Source organism: Aurantibacillus circumpalustris (assembly GCF_029625215.1).
Classification (GTDB): domain Bacteria; phylum Bacteroidota; class Bacteroidia; order B-17B0; family Aurantibacillaceae; genus Aurantibacillus; species Aurantibacillus circumpalustris.
In genome coordinates, this window is the sequence record NZ_CP121197.1 from 3,330,898 (window position 1) to 3,354,053 (window position 23,156).

16 protein-coding genes and 1 pseudogene are annotated in these 23,156 nt (G+C 36.3%); 11 read left to right on the forward strand and 6 right to left on the reverse strand.

Annotation, left to right across the window (positions count from 1 at the left end):
- Nucleotide 1 precedes the first annotated feature (1 nt).
- The 5 genes and pseudogenes from P2086_RS13830 to P2086_RS13845 all read left to right on the forward strand — a co-directional run bounded on the left by P2086_RS13830 (nt 2) and on the right by P2086_RS13845 (nt 2,819).
- Nucleotides 2-463 (forward strand): BT0820 family HAD-type phosphatase, encoded by a 462-nt coding sequence (locus P2086_RS13830; protein ID WP_317897335.1) that lies wholly within the window; start codon nt 2-4, stop codon nt 461-463.
- Entirely contained in the window at nt 460-1,257 is a 798-nt protein-coding gene (map, locus tag P2086_RS13835) for a type I methionyl aminopeptidase (RefSeq protein WP_317897336.1), read from the forward strand. Before P2086_RS13830 ends, map begins: the two co-directional genes overlap by 4 nt.
- Nucleotides 1,258-1,379: 122 nt before the next feature.
- Nucleotides 1,380-1,505 (forward strand): annotated as a pseudogene (locus P2086_RS19145) (endonuclease/exonuclease/phosphatase family protein); the annotation flags it as partial.
- A complete protein-coding gene (locus tag P2086_RS13840; protein WP_317897337.1) occupies nt 1,506-2,432 on the forward strand; it encodes an endonuclease/exonuclease/phosphatase family protein in 927 nt (308 codons plus the stop codon).
- A gap of 153 nt (nt 2,433-2,585) precedes the next feature.
- The gene (locus P2086_RS13845; RefSeq protein WP_317897338.1) at nt 2,586-2,819 is read left to right on the forward strand and encodes a hypothetical protein; all 234 of its coding nucleotides are present in this window, start codon (nt 2,586-2,588) and stop codon (nt 2,817-2,819) included.
- A gap of 60 nt (nt 2,820-2,879) precedes the next feature.
- Here P2086_RS13845 and P2086_RS13850 read toward each other — a convergent pair whose 3' ends face one another.
- The gene (locus P2086_RS13850) at nt 2,880-3,710 is read right to left on the reverse strand and encodes a glycerophosphodiester phosphodiesterase (protein ID WP_317897339.1); all 831 of its coding nucleotides are present in this window, start codon (nt 3,708-3,710) and stop codon (nt 2,880-2,882) included.
- A gap of 154 nt (nt 3,711-3,864) precedes the next feature.
- Here P2086_RS13850 and P2086_RS13855 point away from each other — a divergent pair, with 154 nt between their 5' ends.
- Nucleotides 3,865-5,985, forward strand: a complete 2,121-nt coding sequence (locus tag P2086_RS13855; RefSeq protein ID WP_317897340.1) for a T9SS type A sorting domain-containing protein — start codon at nt 3,865-3,867, stop codon at nt 5,983-5,985.
- Nucleotides 5,986-5,987: 2 nt separating this feature from the next.
- Here the strand turns inward: P2086_RS13855 and P2086_RS13860 are convergent, their stop codons facing one another.
- From P2086_RS13860 to P2086_RS13870, 3 genes are all read right to left on the reverse strand, one after another.
- Nucleotides 5,988-7,430, reverse strand: a complete 1,443-nt coding sequence (locus tag P2086_RS13860; RefSeq protein WP_317897341.1) for a fused MFS/spermidine synthase — start codon at nt 7,428-7,430, stop codon at nt 5,988-5,990.
- A gap of 4 nt (nt 7,431-7,434) precedes the next feature.
- Nucleotides 7,435-8,283 (reverse strand): hypothetical protein, encoded by an 849-nt coding sequence (locus P2086_RS13865; protein WP_317897342.1) that lies wholly within the window; start codon nt 8,281-8,283, stop codon nt 7,435-7,437.
- A gap of 66 nt (nt 8,284-8,349) precedes the next feature.
- Nucleotides 8,350-8,904, reverse strand: a complete 555-nt coding sequence (locus P2086_RS13870; protein ID WP_317897343.1) for a 30S ribosomal protein S16 — start codon at nt 8,902-8,904, stop codon at nt 8,350-8,352.
- A gap of 125 nt (nt 8,905-9,029) precedes the next feature.
- On the opposite strand from P2086_RS13870, the gene P2086_RS13875 reads away from it, so the two are divergent.
- The 4 genes from P2086_RS13875 (at nt 9,030) to pnp (ending at nt 15,743) form a co-directional block, all read left to right on the forward strand.
- A complete protein-coding gene (locus tag P2086_RS13875; protein ID WP_317897344.1) occupies nt 9,030-9,857 on the forward strand; it encodes a universal stress protein in 828 nt (275 codons plus the stop codon).
- 180 nt (nt 9,858-10,037) lie between these two features.
- Nucleotides 10,038-12,857, forward strand: a complete 2,820-nt coding sequence (locus tag P2086_RS13880) for a T9SS type A sorting domain-containing protein (RefSeq protein ID WP_317897345.1) — start codon at nt 10,038-10,040, stop codon at nt 12,855-12,857.
- Between the two features lie 193 nt (nt 12,858-13,050).
- A complete protein-coding gene (gene rpsO / locus P2086_RS13885; protein ID WP_317897346.1) occupies nt 13,051-13,320 on the forward strand; it encodes a 30S ribosomal protein S15 in 270 nt (89 codons plus the stop codon).
- Nucleotides 13,321-13,601: 281 nt separating this feature from the next.
- Nucleotides 13,602-15,743, forward strand: coding sequence for a polyribonucleotide nucleotidyltransferase (gene pnp, locus P2086_RS13890; protein WP_317897347.1), 2,142 nt, complete (start codon nt 13,602-13,604; stop codon nt 15,741-15,743).
- Nucleotides 15,744-16,223: 480 nt separating this feature from the next.
- Here pnp and P2086_RS13895 read toward each other — a convergent pair whose 3' ends face one another.
- Nucleotides 16,224-20,024, reverse strand: coding sequence for a T9SS type B sorting domain-containing protein (locus P2086_RS13895; RefSeq protein WP_317897348.1), 3,801 nt, complete (start codon nt 20,022-20,024; stop codon nt 16,224-16,226).
- A 416-nt stretch (nt 20,025-20,440) separates the two neighbouring features.
- Between P2086_RS13895 and P2086_RS13900 the strand changes: the two genes are divergently transcribed.
- Entirely contained in the window at nt 20,441-21,811 is a 1,371-nt protein-coding gene (locus P2086_RS13900; protein ID WP_317897349.1) for a pyridoxal-phosphate dependent enzyme, read from the forward strand.
- 78 nt (nt 21,812-21,889) lie between these two features.
- Here the strand turns inward: P2086_RS13900 and fahA are convergent, their stop codons facing one another.
- A complete protein-coding gene (fahA, locus tag P2086_RS13905; RefSeq protein ID WP_317897350.1) occupies nt 21,890-23,155 on the reverse strand; it encodes a fumarylacetoacetase in 1,266 nt (421 codons plus the stop codon).
- Between the last annotated feature and the right edge of the window lies 1 nt (nt 23,156).

Here is a 23,156-nt window from a genome sequence, read left to right on the forward strand (position 1 = left end):
AATGAAACCTTTTTTAAGTGAAAATAGCAAAGTAATAGGCATTGATTTTGACGGAACAATTGTAGAACACAAATATCCCCAAATTGGAAAAGAAATGTTGTTTGCTTTTGCGACACTTAAAGCGTTGCAGGATAAGGGACATAAACTTATTCTTTGGACCATTCGTACTGGAGAACTTTTGCAAGAAGCAGTAGACTATTGCAAAGAAAACGGCATAGAATTTTACGCTGTAAATAAAAATTACCCCGAAGAAAAATTGGATGAAAAAACATCGCGTAAATTAAACGCAGATATTTTTATTGATGACAGAATGATTGGAGGTTTTATTGGCTGGAGCGAAGTGTGGCAAGCCTTACATCCAGAAGGTGGAGATTTTTACCATCAACTAAAAAACGAAGAAGCACATCACAATTTTAAAAAAAGTGAAGGTTCTATTTTTAAAAAACTATTTGGAACAAAATGATCTACCTTAAAAACAGAGAAGAAATCGAAATTATGCGCGAGTCGGCGTTGATGGTTTCGCGTACGTTAGGAATAATTGCCCGTGAAATTAAACCGGGAGTAATGCCATTTGACTTAGATAAATTAGCCGAAGAATACATTCGCGACAATGGCGGAATTCCCGCATTTAAAGGATTTAAGGGTGGTCGTGGCGCACCTGATTTTCCAGCTACCTTATGTATTTCAATTAACGAAGCTGTTGTACATGGCATTCCTACTAAACAACCTTTAAAAGAGGGAGATATTATTTCGGTAGATTGCGGTGTAAAGAAAAATGGTTACTACGGTGATCATGCCTACACCTTTGCTGTAGGAGAAATTAAACCTGAGCTTAAAAAATTAATAGAAATCACCAAAGAGAGTCTCTATATTGGCATTGAACAAATGGTAAGTGGTAATCGCATTGGAGATATTAGCTTTGCTATTCAACAACATGCTGAAAAAAATGGCTATGGTGTTGTGAGAGAATTGGTTGGACATGGTTTGGGGAAAACAATGCACGAAGAGCCAGAAGTTCCTAACTACGGCAAACGTGGCGACGGACCAAAAATTAAAGAAGGTTTAGTTTTAGCCATTGAACCCATGATTAATTTAGGAACAAAAAACATAAAACAATTAAATGATGGCTGGACAATTATTACAGCCGATGGCAAACCAAGTGCACATTTTGAACACGACGTTGCTGTAATAGATGGAAAACCTGAAATTTTAAGTTCTTATGCATTTATAGAGGAAGCTTTAGCCTTAGTTAAGTAATTTCAATTTCAGTATTTAAAAAAATATCTATAAAGGAATTACGCTACCAAGTAATTTCGAGGGAACAGCGAAAACTATCTGTTTTTAATAAAATAATACTGTGGCTACATTACTTCATTATTATTAGTCTTCTCGTTTCTACTTTTGCAAAATACATCTCTCCGGTTCTTTTTTGGCTACCTGCTTTTTTCGGACTCGCGTTTCCTTTTTTATTCTTAGTTAATTTTTTACTCATCCTGTATTGGATCATGCAATTTAAGCCAGCGTTTATTTTCGGACTTATTGTATTTCTTATTGCAACTCCTACTGCGTTTAGGTATTTACAATTTACAATTACAAGTGGGGAAAACGAAACCAAACAATTAAAAATAACTTCTTACAACTGCATGTTATTTGATCTTTATAATTGGAGGAAAAATCATGAGACTAGACCAAAAATTATGAATGGTCTATTTGATATTAACACAGATATCATCTGTCTACAAGAGTTTTATACTTCGGAAGAAAAAGGCGATTTTAATAATGCAGACAGTATAAAATTACTTTTAAAAACTCCTTATTATCACAAAGAATACACTACAACCTTACGTAAATATGATCATTGGGGAATTGCAACTTTTAGTAAATATCCAATTATTAAAAAGGGTAAAATTGTGTTTAATACCACCGCAAATAACATTTGCATCTATTCTGATATAGTTGTTGGAAAAGATACCTTACGCGTTTACAATGTGCATTTACAATCGGTGAGTTTTAGCAAAAAAGACAATCAATTTCTGGATGATGTTATTTCTCAGAATACAAATGCAGCCGACGAAATGTCTAATAGTAAAAATATTTTACGACGCTTAAAAAATGCTTTCTTAAAACGGACTATGCAGGTTGATATGATTGTATTGCACATGAAACTTTGTCCTTACAAAATTGTATTGTGTGGCGATTTTAATGAAACTGCTGCCTCTTATTCATATCAACAACTTTCAAAAAAATTAAATGATGCTTTTGTTGAAAAAGGCTTAGGGTTTGGAAGGACTTATGCGGGCAAATGGCCGAAATTTAGAATCGACTACATTTTACATGATAAACGTTTAAACGTAAGTAAATTCAAAAGAAGCGACGAAACTTATACAGACCACTACCCTATCACTGCATACTTCAGTAATATTAATTGGTAGAAATAAATAAACGTTAAATCCAGGTTCAAATCAACATTAAACTTTTAATAATTGATTCTTTTTAACAATTAACCCGCAAATTATACTCTATATTTGAGAATAAGAAAATCAGGTAAAGCAGAAAAAAATCTCTTAACCATAAAAACAAAAAAAATGAAAAAAATATTTTTAATGGCTGCTTTCGCAGGTTTGTTAGGAAGTTCAGCAATCGCTAATACATTTGGCGATGACAAAGGAAAAAAAGGAAAAAAAGAATGTACGAAAAGTGAAAAATCTTGTGCAGGCGAAAAGAAAGAAGGCTGTGCTAAAGGTGAAAAATCATGTTGCAAATCTAAAACTGCAAGTGTTGAAAAAGCTGCAGACGACAAAACAACTGAAAAGAAATAATCAACAATATTTTAAAAAGCCTTCTAGAAATCTAGAAGGCTTTTTTATTTACACCAAGTTCTATTTTAAAGCATTAACAAGGTAATCAACCTTATCTGTTTGAATGTAATCAGGATTTTTTAAAACAGCATCAATATTTTCACGCTCAGTTTGAGTATTAAAAAGAGCTACTCTCAAATTGTTATTGTGCGCCATTTCGATATCTTGATCAGTAACATTTTTAGTATCAAGTGTGAGTCCAAATAAATGAATCGTTCTTGAAATATCAATTCCTGTTTCAACATCTTGTGTATTCACAAACAAATGCAAATCTTTATTCTTGGATTGAAGAATTTCTAAAAAGGAGGTATTAAAGCTTTCAATAAAACAATTTGAGTCCAAATTATATTTGTCAATTAGCTTCAAAAGCGATTCTGCAAAGAGATTAAGATATTCTAATTTGTCATCAAGTACTATTTTACAATCAAACACAAATAGTAAATTATTTTTATTTTCTACAGCATCAAAAAAAGCCGAAGCTTCAATAATATTTACCTTCTTTGAAAAAATCGGATAACCATAGTTGCAGTTTTTGATTTCTGACCAATTCATTTCTTTTATAAGACCTTTGCACTTGGTATTATCTTCAAGGTTTTGACTATGACACAAAACCATAATGCTATCTTTCGTAACACAAACATCCATTTCAGTACCTGAAGTTCCGAGGTTTAAGCATTCAATTAAAGATTCCATTGAATTCATTGGGTAGCGATAACTAATGCCCATACCACCATGACCGAGAACGCTTATTTGATTGTTGTTAAGGTTCGTTATATCAAATAAAGAAGGATCTTTTTTACATGTAGTGAAAAGAAAAACAAACACAACTAGAAAAAATTTCTTTAATATCATGAGAAAATTAAAAGTACCAAAAATAAATTTCTTATTTACTTACTATGCGCTAAATAAACCCAATGTCAACTTTACTCATCCATGCATGACTTTCACGAATTTTTCAATGAAACTATTAATTAAGTTTAATACATTTAAAAAAAATAAAAAACCCATGAAAAAATTAATCTTATGTCTTCTAACGTTAACCGCGTCAGTTTTTAGTCAGAATTTTACTTGGATAAATGGGACAAATTCTATTAGCGCTGTTAGTAATTACGGTACGCAAGGGATTTCTGCTCCTTCTAACAGTCCCGGTGAAAGGCACGGAAGTGCAAAGTGGGTAGATAACAGCGGTAACTTATGGTTTTTTGGTGGTGAGGCGCCACTAACTAGTTGGTGGAACGATTTATGGAAATATAACATCAGTACGAACGAATGGACATGGATTCGAGGGGCAAATACACCAAACGCTTTGGCTAACTATGGAACATTAGGGGTCTCTTCTCCTACAAATAATCCAGGAGCTCGAGAGTTCCCAGCTTATTGGACAGATAATTCCGGTAATTTTTGGCTGTTCGGCGGTTATGGTTACGATGGGGTAGTAGGGACAGGTAATCTCTCAGATTTATGGAAATACAGCCCAATTACGAATGAATGGACTTGGGTAAAAGGTCAAAATGTGATTAGTCAACCGGGCATTTATGGAACACAAGGAGTTTCGGCTCCTGCAAATATGCCAGGTGGCCGCCAACAAAGTGGTCATTGGATGGATTTAACAGGCAATCTATGGCTCTTTGGTGGCGTTGGACAAACAAGTACAACTGCACAAGGTCGCTTAAATGATTTATGGAAATACGATATTGTAAGCAATAATTGGACTTGGATGAATGGAAGTAATGGTCCTAATCCTTATGGCGTTTATGGAACGCTTTCAACTCCCTCTCCTACAAATCATCCTGGAGGAAGGTTTTCTCCAAGCTGCTGGCAAATTGGTGCGGATATGTATTTGTTTGGAGGTTTTGGAAGAGATTCTTCTTCACAAGTATTCTCATTTGGCCATTTAAATGATCTTTGGAAATACAATTCTAGCGCAAACGCTTGGGTGTGGCTTGGCGGGTCACCTTTCGCTAACCCCTCTGCAAATTATGGCATTCAGGGCATTTCCAATCCGGCAAATGTACCAGGCCCTCGCCAGGCCTCTGCAAGTTGGGTAGACGCAAATAATAACGTTTGGTTGTTTGGAGGTCTGAAAACGGCTTTACCAGCGGATATTTTTTTTAATGATTTGTTTCGTTATAATTCAATACTCAATGAATGGACCTGGATGAAAGGGTCAAATTTACCAGACCAAAATGGAACGTATGGAACTTTAGGTATTTCCGCACCAACAAATATGCCTGGTGCGAGAGCGTACAGCACTTTTTGGACAGATTTAACTGGTAAATTTTGGCTCTTTGGCGGAGAAGGTTTTGATGCTGCCAGTACTGGCGATGGGCATTTAAACGATCTCTGGTCATTCACGACACCTTGTAATCCAGATAGTATTACCATTGCACCAGGAAAAATTCTATGCAGCGGAACCAATGCCACTCTAACCGCAATAAATGGCGGTAATAGTACAATTTGGTATCCTACAGCTACGTCAACCAGTTCTATTTCCGGTGGAAATACCCTGGCACTTTCGTCTCTGACAGCAACGGGCTCGCAAACGGTATTTTCGTATTACGCGGAAGCAAACTCTTGTACGACGACGCCTAGACCTTCTATAAGCATAACGGTTAACCCTTTGCCGATTATAAATACGGTGAGTAGTGTAACTATTATGTGCTATTATTCTCCAGTAACATTCACGGCTTCTGGTGCTAATAGTTATACTTGGAATACAAATCCCCCAACCACAAATTCTGTTCTCACAGTCGCTCCAACGAGTGGCGCTATAAATAATATCTTAACGTATACTGTAACTGGAACTGATGTGAATAATTGTACAGCTGTTGCTACAGCCACTGTTAAGGCTTTCGGGTGCGCTGGAATTAAGGAGGGTGATAACAGTTCTATTTTTAAATATTCACTTTACCCAAACCCAAGTAAAGGAGAGTTCACAATTAAAACAGATGTATTTTTAGAGGGGGCTAAACTGAGAATTATCAATGCACTTGGAGAAAAAGTGTATTCACAAACAATGAATTCTTATGAGACAAAAGTTATGACAGATCTTATTAAAGGGATTTATTTTTACGTGATTTCTAATGGTGAGAAAACTATTTCGACTGGTAAACTTATTATTGAATAAGATTAATTACCACTTTGGTAATATCTTAAATAATTGAGTCGCCAAGCTTTATTAGCTTCTGCGTTATACTTTTCCAGCAAAGGAAATTTGTCAGAATTTATCAGATTAGTTTCTTGAATTTGTTCATGCAATTCAAATGGTAAAGTACTTAACTTACTAAGTGAAGCAACAAATAAAACATTTCTATAATTCTCGTCGTTTGAGTACGAGCACAGTTTTACATTAAAGCCCGATTTGATTAAAGTATTGTAGAGAATAGCAGTCCCTGTTCCATTCTTACCACTGATATAACCGTGCCAATTAATAAGTATTAGGCCTGAGTCAGAAAGGTTGGTTTTTATTTTCTCAAGGCTTTCTTTAGTAAGAACATGAGAAGGCTGCTCTTCCCCTTTAAAAACATCTACCATAACTACTGAGTAGTTTTCTTCACACTTATTTAAAAAGTAACGCGCGTCTTCGTAAAAGGTATTTACGTTCTCATTAAGAAAAAAAAACTTTTTTGCTGCTTCAATAATACGTTCATCTAACTCTACCCCATCGGTTCTGTAATTTTTACTTTCTAATAAATTAGCAATTAATCCTCCGCCAAGTCCTAGCAATAAAGCCTTTTTAGGTCCGATAGAATTTGGCACTAATGTATCTACCAAACTTACATATTTAGATAAAGAGCTTTTAGTTTCAATATCCATTTCGGTTTGAACAATATCATTTACGGTTAAAATTCGGTAAGACTTATTATTAAATCCCTTAATATCCTTCACTTCAACCCGTCCAAGTATGCTATCAGACCCCATAAGATAGTCACCTTTTTTTTGAATAAATTGAAAATTCAAATAGGCAAAACTTATAACTAAAAAAAAATGCGCTGGGTTAAAAAATTTAAAAACAATGAAATTTACAATAAATAATACACCGCCAAAAAACAAAAGACAGGCATTTAAACCAATCGTTGGTATTAAATAAAATCCACATAGAAAGGTGGCAAATATACCACCAACCGTAGAAACAGCGTACACAGTTCCACTCACCTTTCCTGCTTCTAAACTTTGCTTAGTCTGTAATAAAATAAATAAAGGAGATGTGGCTCCCAAAAAAAACACAGGCAGAAATAATACTAGAAAAGTACTGAAAATGACTCCCGGTAAAAATGGTAAATACGAAATTCTAGGTACAACGTAATAACTTAAGAGAGGCATGCTCAATAAAAATAACGATGCGATGGCCAGTATTCTATATAAATTTAAAGAATACTGATTTGATTTTTCGGAAATCCAACCGCCAAAAAAATAACCACCTGCCAGTGCTGCTAGAGTGATTCCCATAACCGACGCCCAAACATATAAACTACTTCCAAAAACAGGAGCTAGTAACTTTGCGCCACAAAGCTCTGCTGCCATTACCGCTGCTCCTTCAACAAAACTAAGTAACAGTAATTTTTTTTGCATAATATTAAACTTGAGTATGATATTGAATCAGCCCTTCTATAGGAGATTTGATTACGTTGCCTATTTCGTAACCATGTTTGTGCGCCACTTTTGCAATTAGATCTTTGTAATAAAAACCGATTGAACCCAAAGTATGCACCTTGTATTTTTTTGAATCAGTGTATTTACTAATCTGTTGAACAAAAAATGAGTCAAAGCACTCAACAAGCACCTTATTCACAAAAGGATGCTCACGATGCTGGCTCATAAATTGACTTACAGAAGCTAAGTATTTACCTGGTACACTTTTTTTATAGACATTGTTTAGTATTACATCTCGATTAAAACCTTCTTTTTCAAAAGCACTCGATAAATCTTTAGGTAGTTTTTCTTCAAAATAATCTCTAATAAAGAGCTTACCTATTTGAGAACCTCCACCATAATCACTCCATAAATATCCGGTAGAAGGAACATTTTCAAGAATCTCTTTTCCATTGTATAAGCAACTATTACTTCCTGTACCTAAAATCGAAGCAATACCCCACTCTCTCTTGCACAAGGCTCTTGCCGCGGCCAGCAAATCGTGCGACACGTTCACTTTTTGTACATCAAGTGTTAGCGTTAAACACTCTTCCACCAATTTACAATTCTCTAAAGTAGAGCATCCTGTTCCGTAATAATGAATTTCAGAAACTTGATGCAAATAATCATGAATCTGTGGTTTTAAATGATTTAGAATTTCAAGATTTATCTGATCCTTGGTTTGGAAATAGGGATTGAAGCCAATTGTTTTTACCTGAGTAATAATCTGCTCCCCTTTTAAAAGTATCCAATCTGTTTTTGTAGATCCACTATCAGCAATTATCACATACATGGTCACAAAATAATAAAAAAAACCGTCTCTGGTTAGAGACGGTTTAAATATTTGAATTAATTGATATTATCCGTTTGACTCTTCTGTTGCAGGAGCGTCTGCAGCGGGAGCATCAGGAGTAGCTGTAGCTTCTGCTTCAACTTGTTTAATAACTGCTTCTCTTGCTGCTTGTTTTTCAGCTAGTTTTGCTGCTTTAGCTTCTTTTGAAGCTGATTCTGCTTTGTGACGATCTTTAGCTTTTTTAGAAGTTTCATCTTTTAAACGGTCGTGTTTACCAAGAATTTTTCCTGATTTCTCATCTAACCATTTTGCAAATCTTTCTTCTACTTGAGCTTCAGTTAAAGCACCTTTTTTTACACCTTCTAATAAGTGTTTTTTCATCATAACACCTTTGTACGATAATATCGCACGACAAGTATCAGTGGGCTGAGCGCCTTTCATTAACCAACTCAATGTTGAATCGAAGTTAATGTCGATAGTTGCAGGATTTGAAGTTGGATTGTAAACTCCTAACTTCTCAATGAATTTTCCATCACGTGGTGCACGACCATCCGCAACTACTAAATGAAAGAAAGCTGAATCTTTCTTACCATGTCTTTGTAGTCTAATCTTTACTGCCATTTTTTATTTGTTTTAAAATTTAAGGGTGCAAATATCGAAATTTAATCTGATTTGACCAAAAAAACTAAATATTATTGTCCTATAACCGATAAAAACCCTAATTTTGTAAACGCGAAATCTATCCTATGCAAATTAAAGAAAGAGGAATTATTCTCATTCCCATCGACTTTACCAAACAATCTTTAGCTGCTATAAGACAATCTTATAATTTAGCCAAATATACCCATTCAAAAATGGTGTTATTGCACGTTTACGAGCAAACTGGTGATGAAAGCTACGAAGCGCTAACAAAACTTGCTAAACAAACCGAGCAAGAGAGTTCCGTTCCCACTGATTTCATGAGTGTTAAAGGAGATGTTTATGATCAAACGGACAGAGTTGCCGAAGAAATAAATGCAACCTTAATTATTGCTGGTTTAGAAAGTCACATGCGATTTAGGAACATTATAGGCTCTAGCGCGAGTAAATTAATTAGAAAAGCTCCATGTCCGGTAATAACTATAAGAGGCGATGATCATCGTGATGGTTGTGAAAACATATTATTACCACTTGATCTTACTCCGGAAACACGCGAAAAAACTGATATTGCTATTCAATTTGCCAAATATTTTGGAGCTAGTATTCGGATTATTGGTGTTTTTGACGCGAAAAATTTAGACTACGAAAATAAATTATTAGCCTACACTTTTCAAGTAAAACAGTTTATCAAAAGCAAAGGCATTTCTTGTACAAACAAATCTGTCCCTACAAAAGATATCGCAGCGAGCATTGTTGAATACGGCAATAAAATCGAAGCTGACCTCATTATGATCATGAATAGAGCAGACTTAGGTATAAAAGGCTTCTTTACTGGGACCGATTCTCAGAGAATTGTTGATATTAGCAACATACCGGTAATGACGATACAACCTATGAAAAGGGAAAGTATGATGAGTTTTGGCACAGGCTTTTAACTCTCATTAATTTAAAACATAGATTTTTTACTTTTTTCTTTAGTTTAACTTTTTGTTTTTCAATAAAAGCTTTATACTTCTATGCTTTTTAGGCTCAAATTAATGAGAATCCTAAAAGTTAATTTTTTTGAGGGTTTGACTAAATAATTTAAATTTACAATAACCCTTTAAAAACTAACTATGAAAAAAATTACCTTTTTTATTATTGCTCTTTGCTGCTCCGTTAATTTTGCTTTTAGCCAAGCTACTCTTATTATTGAGGCGCCTCTTGATAACACCACGACCCAAGTTCGCGCTCCAAATGGCACTTCAACTCATGCTTATTTAAGAGCTTGCGCTTTGGTTATGCAATCTGAACTAACAAACATACCTAATGCCACCTCTATTTCTTTATTTGGATTCACCCTATCCACTACAGGGTCGGTGAATATTCCTGTAACTGGAAACTTTACTGTTTACTTACAAAACACTACAGATGTAACTTATTTAAAAGGTACCAACTGGGCTACCATACCTACGGGAATGACTACTGTATATGCCAACATTATGACGGTTCCACTTTCAACTACAACAAGTTCAATAATTCTTACTTTGTCAACTCCGTTCGTTTATACAGGTGGTGGCATTTACGTTGCTTATGATTGGTATTCAACAGGACCTTACGCCTCTGGTACGACGACAAATATTGGAACCTACTGCGCAGATGGCGGTGCCAATTTAAATCCCGGCTGTGCATCTGGAAATTCGGCATCTTCAGCCCCAACAACTTTAGGAACGACTGCCTTCAGGCCATCATTTTTATTTGGCTTTACAAACCCTTACACAAATGATATACAAGTTATTGGTTTAGAAGTGCCTGGTAAAGTAAATGTATCGTTTAATACGCCACACAGTATAAAAGCAATAATAAGAAACTCCGGATCAGCCACTCAAAATAACATTTCTGTGAACTTAAATGTAACTGGTGCAAATACTTTTGTAAATCCCCAAACGATTCCATCTCTTGCTGCTGGAACGTCCAGTACAGTTACGTTTTCAGCATTTAATCCTCAATTGATAGGTGCTAATACTATTTCAGTATCGATTCCTTCAGATCAAAATAACACTAACAATTCGTCAACTTATTCTCAAAGTGTAACATGTAATCAATGGGCGCAAAATCCTGCCACTGGCAACTATACTTCCAATGCCGTAGGTTTTGGAACCGGATCTGGAATAATTGCAACACCTTATTTAAATCCAGTCGCATCTAATTTGATAGGAATACGAGGCAACGTGAGTAATAACGCTACCAACGCAGGTAATATGGTTTACGCTGCTTTATTGAGTTCTTCAGGTGTTATCATTGCAACAACAAATACTGTTATACTTACTTCGGCTACTGGGTTCCAGACATTTACCTTTACCACGCCACAGGCCTTGACTGCTAACACCACCTATTATTTAGGATTTGCACAAATGGTGCCTGGCAATGCGATTGCCTATTATCCCGCAGGAACAGAGGCTTCTCCCTATTTACCGGCTAATCTCTATTATTCAACAGCACTCACAGGAGGCGTACTCAACGCAATTACCCAAAATTTTGGCTATTTCGGCATGGAGGCTGTTTTTATAAACAACAGCAATATTAGTGCAACCGCAAGCTCCACAGCCATTTGTACCGGTGGCAGTGCCACTTTGTCTACCGCCGGTGTATCAACGTACACCTGGAATGTGCCTGGACCCACTTCACAAAGTATCGTAGTATCTCCTGCTACAAATACTGTTTACACCGTGGTTGGCACAAATACCTTGGGCTGCCCAGTTTCTACACTTATTAGTATTCAGGTAACTCCATTACCAGTAACCGCAATCAGCAATACCAGTAGCGTTTGTTTGGGAACTCCGGTTACATTTACAGCAGGCGGCGCCATCTCTTACACTTGGGCAACCGGTGGATCGCCTGTAAACACAGCTGTTTTCACTGATACTCCTGCTCTCACTACCACTTACGTTGTAACAGGATCCAATAACGCCGGCTGCACAAATACAGCAAATGTTATAGTGAGTGTAAATACATTTACATCGATGAATGTTCCCACTTCCGCCAGTGTTTGCCTGGGTGGAACTCTTTATTTAACAGCCAACGGAGCGGTTTCTTACACTTGGGACACCGGAACAACCACGGTGAATACATTCAGTCTTTTAAGCACACCGCTTGCAACAGGCGTATACACCGCGCTTGGCGCGAATGCGCTTGGCTGTATAGATATTAAGTTAGTAAATGTTACCGTAAACTCATTCACGCCGGGTATTACCTCACCCACTGCAATTTGCGTTGGAGAGCAAGTTACTATAGCGGCTACTGGAGGCGCAGGGACCTCATATACTTGGAGCACTGGCTTTTCAGGTTTTTCAAGTTTATCAAACATTACCCCTTCAGTAACAACTAATTATTCAGTTACAGTGATTGGTCTAAACGGCTGTACTGGTAAAAATTCTACAACTATTACTGTTAACCCTAATCCAACGGTAACGGCTGTGGCTCAACGGTCGTTAATGTGCAAAGGAGAAACTAATACACTCACTGCTTCCGGAGCTGCCACCTACTCGTGGAGTAATGGCTCAAATTCAACAAACACGGTAGTTGTAATTACTCCATCAAATACCATTACCTATAATTATAGTGTTACTGGAACGTCCGCAGATGGATGCGTGGCAGGTACTCAGATAAATGTTAAGGTTGCCACTTGCAATGGGTTGGCTGAAAACACCAATCTGTTTGCTGGTATTCGTGTTTTTCCTAATCCAAGCAACGGCATTTTCATTATTCATACAAATTCTACTGACTCTAATGCTATTATAGAAGTGTTTAGTGCTATTGGATCTTCAATCATAAAACAAGCGGTTACTGGATCAGAAACAATATTGGATCTTCAAAACCAAGCAAATGGCGTTTATTTTATTAAAATTCAAGAAAGTGCTAAAATAGTGTATAATTCAAGAATTATTAAAAACTAATTTAACTACTAAAACCCTTGTTTTTGAATAGAAAACAGGGGGGTTTACATTATTTTTAAACCAATTTATTGTAACAATCTCTTCTCTAAAAATTTATGCTCAATTAACCGTAAAAAAATGAGTTATCGTGTGTGTTTTTTTTGCTGTTTATTTAATATTTGTTATATTTGTCGCCTCATAAAAAAAGAAAAGAATGTATTTATCATCACAAGTAAAGAAAGAGATTTTTAAGAAACACGGCGGAACTGAGAAAAACACAGGGAGCTCTGAGTCACAAATAGCATTATTTACACTTCGTATCGACCATTTAACAGGTCATTTAAAAGGTAATAAAAAAGATTTTGGCACACAACGTGCCTTATTAAATTTAGTTGGAAAACGTCGTTCGTTATTAGATTATTTGAAAAAAACTGATCTAATGCGTTACCGTGCGATCATTAAAACTTTAGATATCCGTAAATAATCGGGTATTGATTTATTTAAAAGGGGCATTTCGAAAAACTAATCGAAGTGCCTTTTTTGTTTAAATCTTACGGTTTTTCGACGCAGAGTTACAGAGACGCTGAGGCACAGAGAAAATAAAATCGAATCCTCAATCCATCAGAACTTCACGTTGAATTGTACACATAGAAAACTCAGTGCCTTTGTGCCTCAGTCTCTCAGCGTTAAAGAAGAAGAAGAAAAAATAAAACAATATAAATCAGTTCCGAAAACGTCGGAACACTAAAACAAAAAAACAAAAACATGTCACAGACAGGAATTACACACAGCTTTGATATTGGCGATGGCCGTTTGATTAGCTTAGAAACAGGAAAACTAGCAAAACAAGCAGACGGCTCTGTTGTTGTTAGAATTGGCGATACCATGATACTTGCAACCATTGTAAGTAACAAAGACGCTAAAGAAGGGGTAGATTTTTTACCACTCACCGTTGATTATCAAGAGAAATATGCTTCTGCCGGAAGATTTCCAGGTGGATTTTTTAAACGTGAAGCTAAATTATCAGATTATGAAGTACTGATTAGCCGTATTGTTGACCGTGCTTTACGTCCACAATTCCCTGAAGATTATCATGCAGATACACAGTTAATGTTATCTCTCATTTCTTCTGATAAAGAAAATATGCCCGACGCACTTGTAGGATTAGCAGCTTCTGCAGCTATTGCCGTGAGTGATATTCCTTTTAACGGACCAATCAGTGAAGTACGTGTTGCTAAAATTGATGGTAAATTAGTTATTAATCCTACAAAATCTCAATTAGTAGGAAATACAATGGAAATGATCGTTGCCGCTTCGGCGACAGACATCGCCATGGTAGAGGGTGAAATGAGTGAGGTTAGCGAAGACGAAATGTTGGAGGCTATTAAATTTGCTCATGAAGCTATAAAAATTCAAATTAAAGCGATCAACGAATTTGCTGCAAAAGCTGGTTTAAAAACAAAACGTGAGTACAACCACGAAACCAACGATGTTGAGTTGAAAGCTAAAGTGATGAAAGAAACTTACGATGCAGTTTATGCGGCTGCCAAGAAATTAGATCCGAATAAAACAAACCGTAAAGCGAATTTCAAAGCGCCTTTAGAAGAATTTAAAAAACAATATTCTGCTGAAGAATTAAAAGAAAAAGAAGGTCTTATCAATAAATATTACCACGAAGTTGAATACGTTGCGGTTCGTCGTTTAGCGATTGATGAAAAAGTTCGTTTAGATGGTCGTAAAACAGATCAAATCCGTCCTATTTGGGCTGAAGTTGGTTATTTACCTTCGCCTCACGGAAGTGCAGTGTTTACACGTGGTGAGACTCAATCTTTAACTACAGTTACTCTTGGTACTCCAATGGATAAACTAAGAATTGATGGTGCGTTTAATCAAGGTGAAGAAACGTTCATTTTACATTATAACTTCCCAGGCTTCAGTACTGGTGAAGCTAAACCTAACCGTGGCGTTGGTCGTCGCGAAGTTGGTCATGGTAATTTAGCATTACGTGCTTTGAAAAAAGTTGTTCCAACTGATTCAGGTTATACCATTCGTGTAGTAAGTGATATTTTAGAAAGTAACGGTTCATCAAGTATGGCAACTGTGTGTGCAGGTGCTTTAGCTTTAATGGATGCCGGTGTTCAAATTAAAAAACCAGTAGCAGGTATTGCCATGGGTTTAATTACCGACGAAAAAGGTAACTACGCTATTTTATCTGATATTTTAGGTGATGAAGATCACTTAGGAGATATGGATTTTAAAGTGTGTGGAACTAAAGATGGTATTACTGCGGTTCAAATGGACTTAAAAGTAAACGGTCTTCCTTATGAAGTAATGGCAAAAGCTATGGCTCAAGCTAAAGAAGGTAGATTACACATTATGAACGAAATGCTGAAAGCAATTGAGAAACCACGTGAAGATTACAAACCTCACGCTCCTCGTTTTGAGAAGATTGTTATTGCAGGTGAATTCATTGGTGCGATTATCGGACCTGGAGGAAAAGTTATTCAGGAAATGCAAAAAACTACCAATACTACTATCGTGATTACTGAAGATGGTAAAAATGGGATTGTTGAAATTTTTGGCACAAACTTAGCGGACGTAACTGCTGCTAAAAACCGTATCAAAGGCATTGTAGCTGTTCCTGAGTTAGGAGATATCTACCAAGCTAAAGTTAAAACAATTATGCCTTACGGTGCTTTTGTTGAGATTATGCCGGGTAAAGATGGTTTATTGCATATTAGCGAATACGATTGGAAACGCATTGATACTTTAGAAGGATTACTTAAAGAAGGTGATACTATTGAAGTAAAATATGTAGGCGATGATCCTAAGACTAAAAAAATTAAATTAAGTCGTAAAGTTCTTCTTCCAAAACCTGAAGGTATGGTTGAGAAAAAAGAAGCTTAGTTTTAAAACAAATTAAAAGTCCTACGTTACAAATAGCGTAGGACTTTTTTTTGAACTGAAATTTATCACTGGCTTATTCAAAATTATTCAATACCAATTTCATAATACCTAGTAACTGTATCACAAATTAATACTGTTGCAATACTTTATAAATGCAACTTTCCTTGCACAATTGAACCTCGCTTCAATAATTATAGCTCAATAAATTAATTATTGAATAAACAAACAGCTTTTAAACCCTAAAAACGAACAATTCAAAAAAACTTTCTTCAATTAAGTGTTTGTTGGGATTTCAGACCATTTTTTTATTAAGGAATCCTTACAAACATTATAAAGTTAAGCATGGGCTTGCCGAATGAGGATTACCTTCACTAAGCCAAATAGTTCGTCTTTTTCAAAGACTTCTAACGTCTAAATGCAGTTAAACAAAAAAATCCGGCTATTTTAGCCGGATTTAATTTTATACTAGAATTAGTATTACTAACGGTATAGATTAATGGTTCCCTTTTTATCGTAAGCCTTGTCGTCTTTACCAGTTGCTTTTATGGTATAGAAATAAACTCCTTCAGCAGAATCTTTACCCTCCATGTTTTTTCCATCCCACTCAATGTTACCTGTTGCGGATTCTAACTCGTAAACTACATGACCCCAACGATCAAAGATAACAGCACTTATTTTTGAAAGGTTAGCCGCCTTAACAAAGAATAAATCGTTAGCACCATCGCCATTTGGTGTAAACACATTCGGTATTGTTAACACTGATGGAATATCAATCTTAACAACTTTTTGAGTTGAGGCAATACATTGTCCTTTGGTAGCATATAAAGTAACCGTGTAGGTACCAGGACTTGTATACAAATTAGAAGAAGTTATTGTAGTCAGTGAAGTTGTCTTTGTTGTACCGTTACCAAAATTCCAAGTTGATACAACATTTACACTGTCTAACGAAGACCTAGATTTGTTTTTGAAGCTTATGGTCGCTGGTGCATAATTAGTAAATGTTTCAGCTGCAAACTCTGCCGTTAAAGAACCACTAATAACGGTAAATTCAGCAGATTTGGAACATCCGTTCGAATAAGTTACAACCACTCCGTATGAGCCAGGTTGCGTCACAGGCAACTTATCTTTTGTAGGATCACCAATAATTCCAGGTGCTGACCAATTTTGTTTTGGTCCCATTCCTGTGCTATTAGTAAGTACGTAACTTAATTCAACACTTTGTGCTCCACAATCTAAAAAGACCGTGTCTTTAATTAAAAAATCTGGATAAGTTCTATTGTCAATAATGGTAGCTGTTGTAAAAGAGGTACAACCATTATTAAGATCCTTTACTGTTAAAGTATAAATACCAACAGTTGCGCCAGTGTATGTAGTTGCATTTGACAAAGGTTCTTGAGGTGAAGGTCCTGTCCATAAAAATCCAATAACAGGTAGATTACGAGTAAAGATACTTGTTGGAGGTATTCCAGTAGAACTTCCATTCGTTAACACAACAGTATTTGTTAAACAAGTAAGAGAAGATGTTATTGGAGTCACGGCTGGTTTTGGTGCAAATACATTCTGATAGATTGGAATAACCGATTGACTTTTACAAGTACTACTCAAGTTATTAACAATTAATGTGTAGGTATTAAGCACAGTTTGTGTTGCAATAGCGGTCGGTGAAATTATAGCAGTGATTGTATCACCTTGTAATGTATTTATAGGTCCGACGAATTTCCAAGAATATTCAACACCAGATGTTATACTTTTCCCTTTAAGCACAACTTTAGGATTATTACAATCTAAAATTTGCCTTTCAACTACTGCACTAATATCCGGAGCGAAAGTGTTTGATAGCACGGATATAGGAACCCTAGTTTCACATAGAGAGACATTATCTTTGGTAATTACGGTATACGTACCTGGTACATTTACTGTATAAGTTTGAATGCCGCTAAGAGGTCCGTTTGGGGTAACGGAGCTCTGACCAGGGCTTAATATTGTATAAGAAACTGCTCCACCCTGAGGTGTAGTATTCCCATTAACTATATTAACTCCTGCTATACTCTTTGTACCACAACCCAAAGTGAAGCTCTCAGGACTTAGGATACTAAAAGATGGAAATCCTTGGTTTGAAGTAACTGTAAACTCTTTACAGGTAACACATCCATTAACATCGTTTTTTAAACAATAAGTAAAGTTACCAACCCCACCCGGAGTGTATTGGGTAGAATAAGAACTTGCCGAAAATGTACCACCATAAGGAGATAAAATTTGATGGGTAACATTTACGCTCGGGCTTGCGGTTACAATTACATTTGTTGCATTAGCACCAGCAAGGGTTCCGCAAGTTATACTTTGGAACGAAGGACTGATGGTAGATAAAGGAGCAACAATATTAACACCAATGGAAACTGTACGAGTTACCTGACAATTTGTAACAGGATCGACCGCGTTAACAGTGAAGTTTCCTGGATTTGAAATGCTGATGCTGCTTGTTGAAAAAGTCAAACTGGCACTGGCCCAAAAATAATTTAAACTGCCTCCGTTGTAAGAGTAGCTTGTCACTGCATCTAAATTAACAACAGGGTATTCGCAGGTAATACTATTTGAATTAGTTGTGTTAACAATTGTAAATGATGGAATTGGAGGGGCCGAATTAATATTAACCGTAGTTGTAACTTTACAACCTAAAGGATCGCTAGCGGTTATTGATACAATATTAGGTGCTGGCCCTACCGGAAGGGTATAAGTTCCTTGAGTTGTTTGTTGATTCAAAGACAATGGAGTTGGAAACCAAAGTAATGAAGACGGATTAGCAGCAGATCCAGAAGGTGTTAATGAAACAACAGCTAATGTTCCTCCGCATTGCGCTTGAGCAACAGAAGCCCCCAAAAGAGGTGCTGGAGTAATGGTACTGTTTACCACGCGTTGTATTGGCGCACAAGAACCCTCTGGTGACATATAAAGTGTGTATTGAGCCGAAATATTTGTGATAATACACTGATTGGTCATTGAAGGAATAGAATAAGATTGGGGAAGATTTGGTCCTGCCCATGAATAAGGCCCTAATCCATCGGCCGCACAAATGGTAGCACCAGAAGCTCCGCATGTTGGCACGGTGACGTTTGAACCAGCATCGTAAGGGTTACCGTTACCATAAACTGTCATTGGCCCACACTGTGCATCAAAATAAACTTTTCCATAGTGCCCTCCCGCGTTGCAATCTGAAGAAAGGATGTCAATTGTAATATTCTGACCAATATAAGCTGTTAAATCCAATGAGTTTATCTTCCAAGGGTTATAAATAGTGTTTGCAGAGGTCGTACTAGTATACACAGCTCCAGTAAGTGCAACATTATAAACAATTGGAACGGTAGCTGTACATTGACTACTAGGCGCAGATACAGAAAAAACGGGACAAGGAAGAACTGCGTTTGTACTCGCGTTACTTAAGCGAATAATAAACCCACCAGCATCACAACAGCCATGCCCAGGAGCAAATACTGAAATAAATGCAAATTGAAATAAAGCATTACTTGACGACACCGAAAATGTCTTCGATAATCTCTCAATACTACGATCTCCAGTAACACCATCATTAAGTCTTAGCACTTTACTACCAAAAAACTGACCGTTTGTGATTTGAGGGTTAGCAGCAGAAGCAGCGACATTAGCCGGCCCTGATCCAAAAACCGAAAAAATAGGATACTGAGAACCAATTTGAGTATCAATAAAACCTCCAGGTGCACTACAATCAATAAGTTCGGAGTGTGCAGGTGGGGCAGGACAGCATCCTAAAAGATTACATGAATTTGCAGTTGATGGCACACCTGTAGGAAAATAAGGTGCCAACGTATTACTTGAAGGGGGAGGATTAGAAATACCTCCGTTATAACCCTGAGTAATTGTCCAACCAGAAATTTGATTGGTTGCGGTAACAACAGCAGCTGTAGAAAGCTCGAAATCTTCATTTACACAGCCAGGGATAGCTGCTGGCCTATTTGCATTCAAATACTCAACTACATTCTCGTAAAATGAACTCGGCGGCCTTTTTATCAAGTGATATTTTACATCAATGAACTGTCTTTTAAGTTCGTACATTCTAATTTTAAACTCAGACCCTAAAAACTGATCCTGAATGGCGGATGCCCTTGATGAAACCTCATCAAAACCAGCAAGGGAATCCTTGTCAAAATTATGATAGTACATAGGGTCGATCGTGAAATACTGTGCCTTAAACCCGCTGGACGCTAGGAATAAAGCTAAAATAATGGATAATACTTTGTGTTTTTTCATGAGATTTAGATTGTTTTTAAAACTACTCAAATTAATTTAATTTAACAAAAAGGCATCAATATTCATGCCAAGTTTTGTGAAAATGTTGGATCAGATGAATTTTATCGTCTTTTTCTACTATTTTTCAAATTTAAGAACCAGCAGTAAACCCAAAGAGCGTTTAAAATTCAGAGTTGGCTTAAGAACTTTGTAATAGAAATACCACAGACTAAAATCTGAAATTAACAGTATAAACGCAAAATAAGATTGTTAAAAAGTAAAATGGTTCTTTCTCTAAAATAACAAGGTCACTTTGTTTAAAGCACTTATCTTTAGCGGCTGTTAATCGACACGAATATCATTATTTATTAATTTAATAAAAAAACCGGGTCGAAGTACTCAATATAGTCTATCAAATAATTAGAATAATATAGTTTATGAAAGTTTGTAAAACAATACTCGAAACAATTGGAAATACACCAATGGTAAAAATAAATAAAATCACAAAGGAGTTTCCTTGCGATGTTTATGCCAAAGTAGAGACATTTAATCCTGGTAATTCGATTAAGGACCGTATGGCACTTAAGATGGTAGAAGATGCTGAATTGGATGGGCGTTTAAAACCAGGTGGAACTATAATTGAGGGTACAAGTGGTAACACCGGAATGGGCTTAGCTATTGCTGCTGTTATTAAAGGCTATAAGTGTATTTTTACTACTACCGATAAACAAAGCAAAGAAAAGGTGGATGCATTGCGTGCTTTTGGTGCAGAAGTAATTGTTTGTCCAACAGACGTAGACCCTGAGGATCCCCGCTCCTACTACTCAGTTTCATCACGTTTGGTTAGTGAAATACCAAATGCCTGGAAACCTAATCAATATGATAATTTAAGTAATAGTCAGGCTCATTACGAACAAACGGGTCCTGAAATCTGGGACCAAACCGATGGCAAAATAACGCACCTTGTTGTAGGTGTTGGAACTGGAGGCACATTGTGTGGAACTGGTAAGTACCTGAAAGAAAAAAATCCCGCAATAAAAATATTAGGGATAGATACCTATGGTTCTGTATTTAAAAAATATAAAGAAACCGGTATTTTTGATAAAGACGAAATATACCCATACATCACCGAAGGCATTGGTGAAGATTTTTTGCCTGCCAATGTTGATTTCAATGTGATTGATCATTTTGAAAAAGTAACGGATAAAGATGCGGCAGTAATGACGCGTAGAATTCCGCGAGAAGAAGGGATTTTTGCAGGAAACAGCGCTGGGTCAGCAATGGCTGGCCTACTTCAAATGAAAAACATGTTTAAAAAAGGAGATGTTGTAGTAGTAATTTTTCATGATCACGGAACTCGTTATTTAGGCAAAATGTTTAACGATGATTGGATGCGTGATCGAAATTTTTTAGAAGCTACAAAACCTAAAGCTATAGACTTAGTTGCTAATCATAAAAATCAAAAATTATTAACTGTCGACGTTGATTCAACCGTTAGTGAAGCTTTAGAATTATTAAACAAGTACGATATTTCACAAATACCTGTTACCGAAAAAGGAAATTTTGTTGGATCGCTTAATGAAAGTTATTTATTTACAAGACTGATAGAAAACAGCGATGTGAAAAATAAATCGGTAAAACATTTAATGCAAGCGGCTTTTCCTGTTGTTGGAGAAAAAGCACCTATTGAGGAAGTAAGTAAACTCATTACTAAAGAAAATAACGCTGTTCTTTTAAGAGATATGGGCGGCAACATGCATATTATTACCAAACACGATATCATTCAGGCTGTAGCAAAGATGAGTTAATTTACCTGTGATTAAAAAAGCCTCAAGTTAAAGAACATGAGGCTTTTTAAATTAATCAGTTATCTCTTATTCACTTATTTATTTGGCCGGAAGTACTTTTGCTACACATTCACCAAATCCAATTTTGATACCATCTTTTTCACAATAACCTTTCATGATGATGGTATCATTATCATTCACAAACTTGCGCTCTGATCCATCTTTCAAGGTAATTGGTTTCGTACCCCGCCAAGTAAGTTCCATCATGCTTCCATATTCTTTCGGATCAGGCCCACTGATTGTTCCACTCGCCATCATATCTCCCACATTAATATTACAACCATTCACCGTGTGATGTGCTAATTGTTGCTCCATCGTCCAATACATATATTTATAATTGGAAGAACAGATATGATTTTCTTCGCCTTTCTCCGGTTTTAAAAACACATCCAATTTAATATCCAAATTTCTATCACCCTTGTACTCCAAGTATGGCAATACTTTCGGGTCTTGCGTATATCCTTTTGTTCTGAATGGCTCTAATGCTTCTAATGTTATTATCCAAGGAGATACTGTGCTTGCGAAATTCTTAGCAAGAAAAGGTCCAAGCGGCACATACTCCCATGTTTGAATATCTCTAGCGCTCCAGTCATTAAACAATACCATTCCAAAAATATAATCATCAGCGTTGCTGGTTGAAACACTATCTCCCATTTGGGTTTGTTTGCCAATAATAAAAGCTGTTTCTAATTCAATGTCTAATAATTTTGCTGGACCATAAACTGGCAGCTCAGAATCTGCAGGTTTTTGTTGACCTTTTGGACGGTGAAAAGAATGACCGCTAACACAAATGCTACTCGCTCTACCGTGATATCCAACAGGTATGTGTTTCCAGTTACTCATTAATGCATTTTTTGGATCGCGAATCATGGTTCCAATATTTGTAGCATGATCGATGCTGCTATAAAAATCAGTGTAGTCCCCTACCCTTACCGGTAAAAGCATCGTGACACTTACTTGCTTCTTAAATATCTTATTAAATAGTTCCTTGTTTGTTTTTAATTCGGCAGCTACAGGATCAGAATCATTACTTAATAGATCAATAATTTTTGCTCTAACCGCATTGGTTGAAGGTTTACCTAAGGAGATAAATTCATTTAAAAACTGCTGCTCAAGAATTGATTTGTCTACGCTCAAAAATCCGGCATCCGCCAGTTCAACTAAGTCGATAATATACTCGCCAATGGCTGAGCATGCACGGTGTTTTACTTTATTGTCTTTATAAATTCCGAAAGGAATATTATGAATAGAGAAATCGGAATTTGCGTCTACCTCTATCCAGGATTTTAAATTTTTGTTCAACATA

Coding starts and splice junctions, on each gene's coding strand:
- P2086_RS13830 (WP_317897335.1), top strand. CDS start 2: ATGAAACCTTTTTTAAGTGAAAATAGCAAAGTAATAGGCATTGATTTT.
- map (WP_317897336.1), top strand. CDS start 460: ATGATCTACCTTAAAAACAGAGAAGAAATCGAAATTATGCGCGAGTCG.
- P2086_RS13840 (WP_317897337.1), top strand. CDS start 1,506: ATGCAATTTAAGCCAGCGTTTATTTTCGGACTTATTGTATTTCTTATT.
- P2086_RS13845 (WP_317897338.1), top strand. CDS start 2,586: ATGAAAAAAATATTTTTAATGGCTGCTTTCGCAGGTTTGTTAGGAAGT.
- P2086_RS13850 (WP_317897339.1), bottom strand. CDS start 3,710: ATGATATTAAAGAAATTTTTTCTAGTTGTGTTTGTTTTTCTTTTCACT.
- P2086_RS13855 (WP_317897340.1), top strand. CDS start 3,865: ATGAAAAAATTAATCTTATGTCTTCTAACGTTAACCGCGTCAGTTTTT.
- P2086_RS13860 (WP_317897341.1), bottom strand. CDS start 7,430: ATGCAAAAAAAATTACTGTTACTTAGTTTTGTTGAAGGAGCAGCGGTA.
- P2086_RS13865 (WP_317897342.1), bottom strand. CDS start 8,283: ATGTATGTGATAATTGCTGATAGTGGATCTACAAAAACAGATTGGATA.
- P2086_RS13870 (WP_317897343.1), bottom strand. CDS start 8,904: ATGGCAGTAAAGATTAGACTACAAAGACATGGTAAGAAAGATTCAGCT.
- P2086_RS13875 (WP_317897344.1), top strand. CDS start 9,030: ATGCAAATTAAAGAAAGAGGAATTATTCTCATTCCCATCGACTTTACC.
- P2086_RS13880 (WP_317897345.1), top strand. CDS start 10,038: ATGAAAAAAATTACCTTTTTTATTATTGCTCTTTGCTGCTCCGTTAAT.
- rpsO (WP_317897346.1), top strand. CDS start 13,051: ATGTATTTATCATCACAAGTAAAGAAAGAGATTTTTAAGAAACACGGC.
- pnp (WP_317897347.1), top strand. CDS start 13,602: ATGTCACAGACAGGAATTACACACAGCTTTGATATTGGCGATGGCCGT.
- P2086_RS13895 (WP_317897348.1), bottom strand. CDS start 20,024: ATGAAAAAACACAAAGTATTATCCATTATTTTAGCTTTATTCCTAGCG.
- P2086_RS13900 (WP_317897349.1), top strand. CDS start 20,441: ATGAAAGTTTGTAAAACAATACTCGAAACAATTGGAAATACACCAATG.
- fahA (WP_317897350.1), bottom strand. CDS start 23,155: ATGTTGAACAAAAATTTAAAATCCTGGATAGAGGTAGACGCAAATTCC.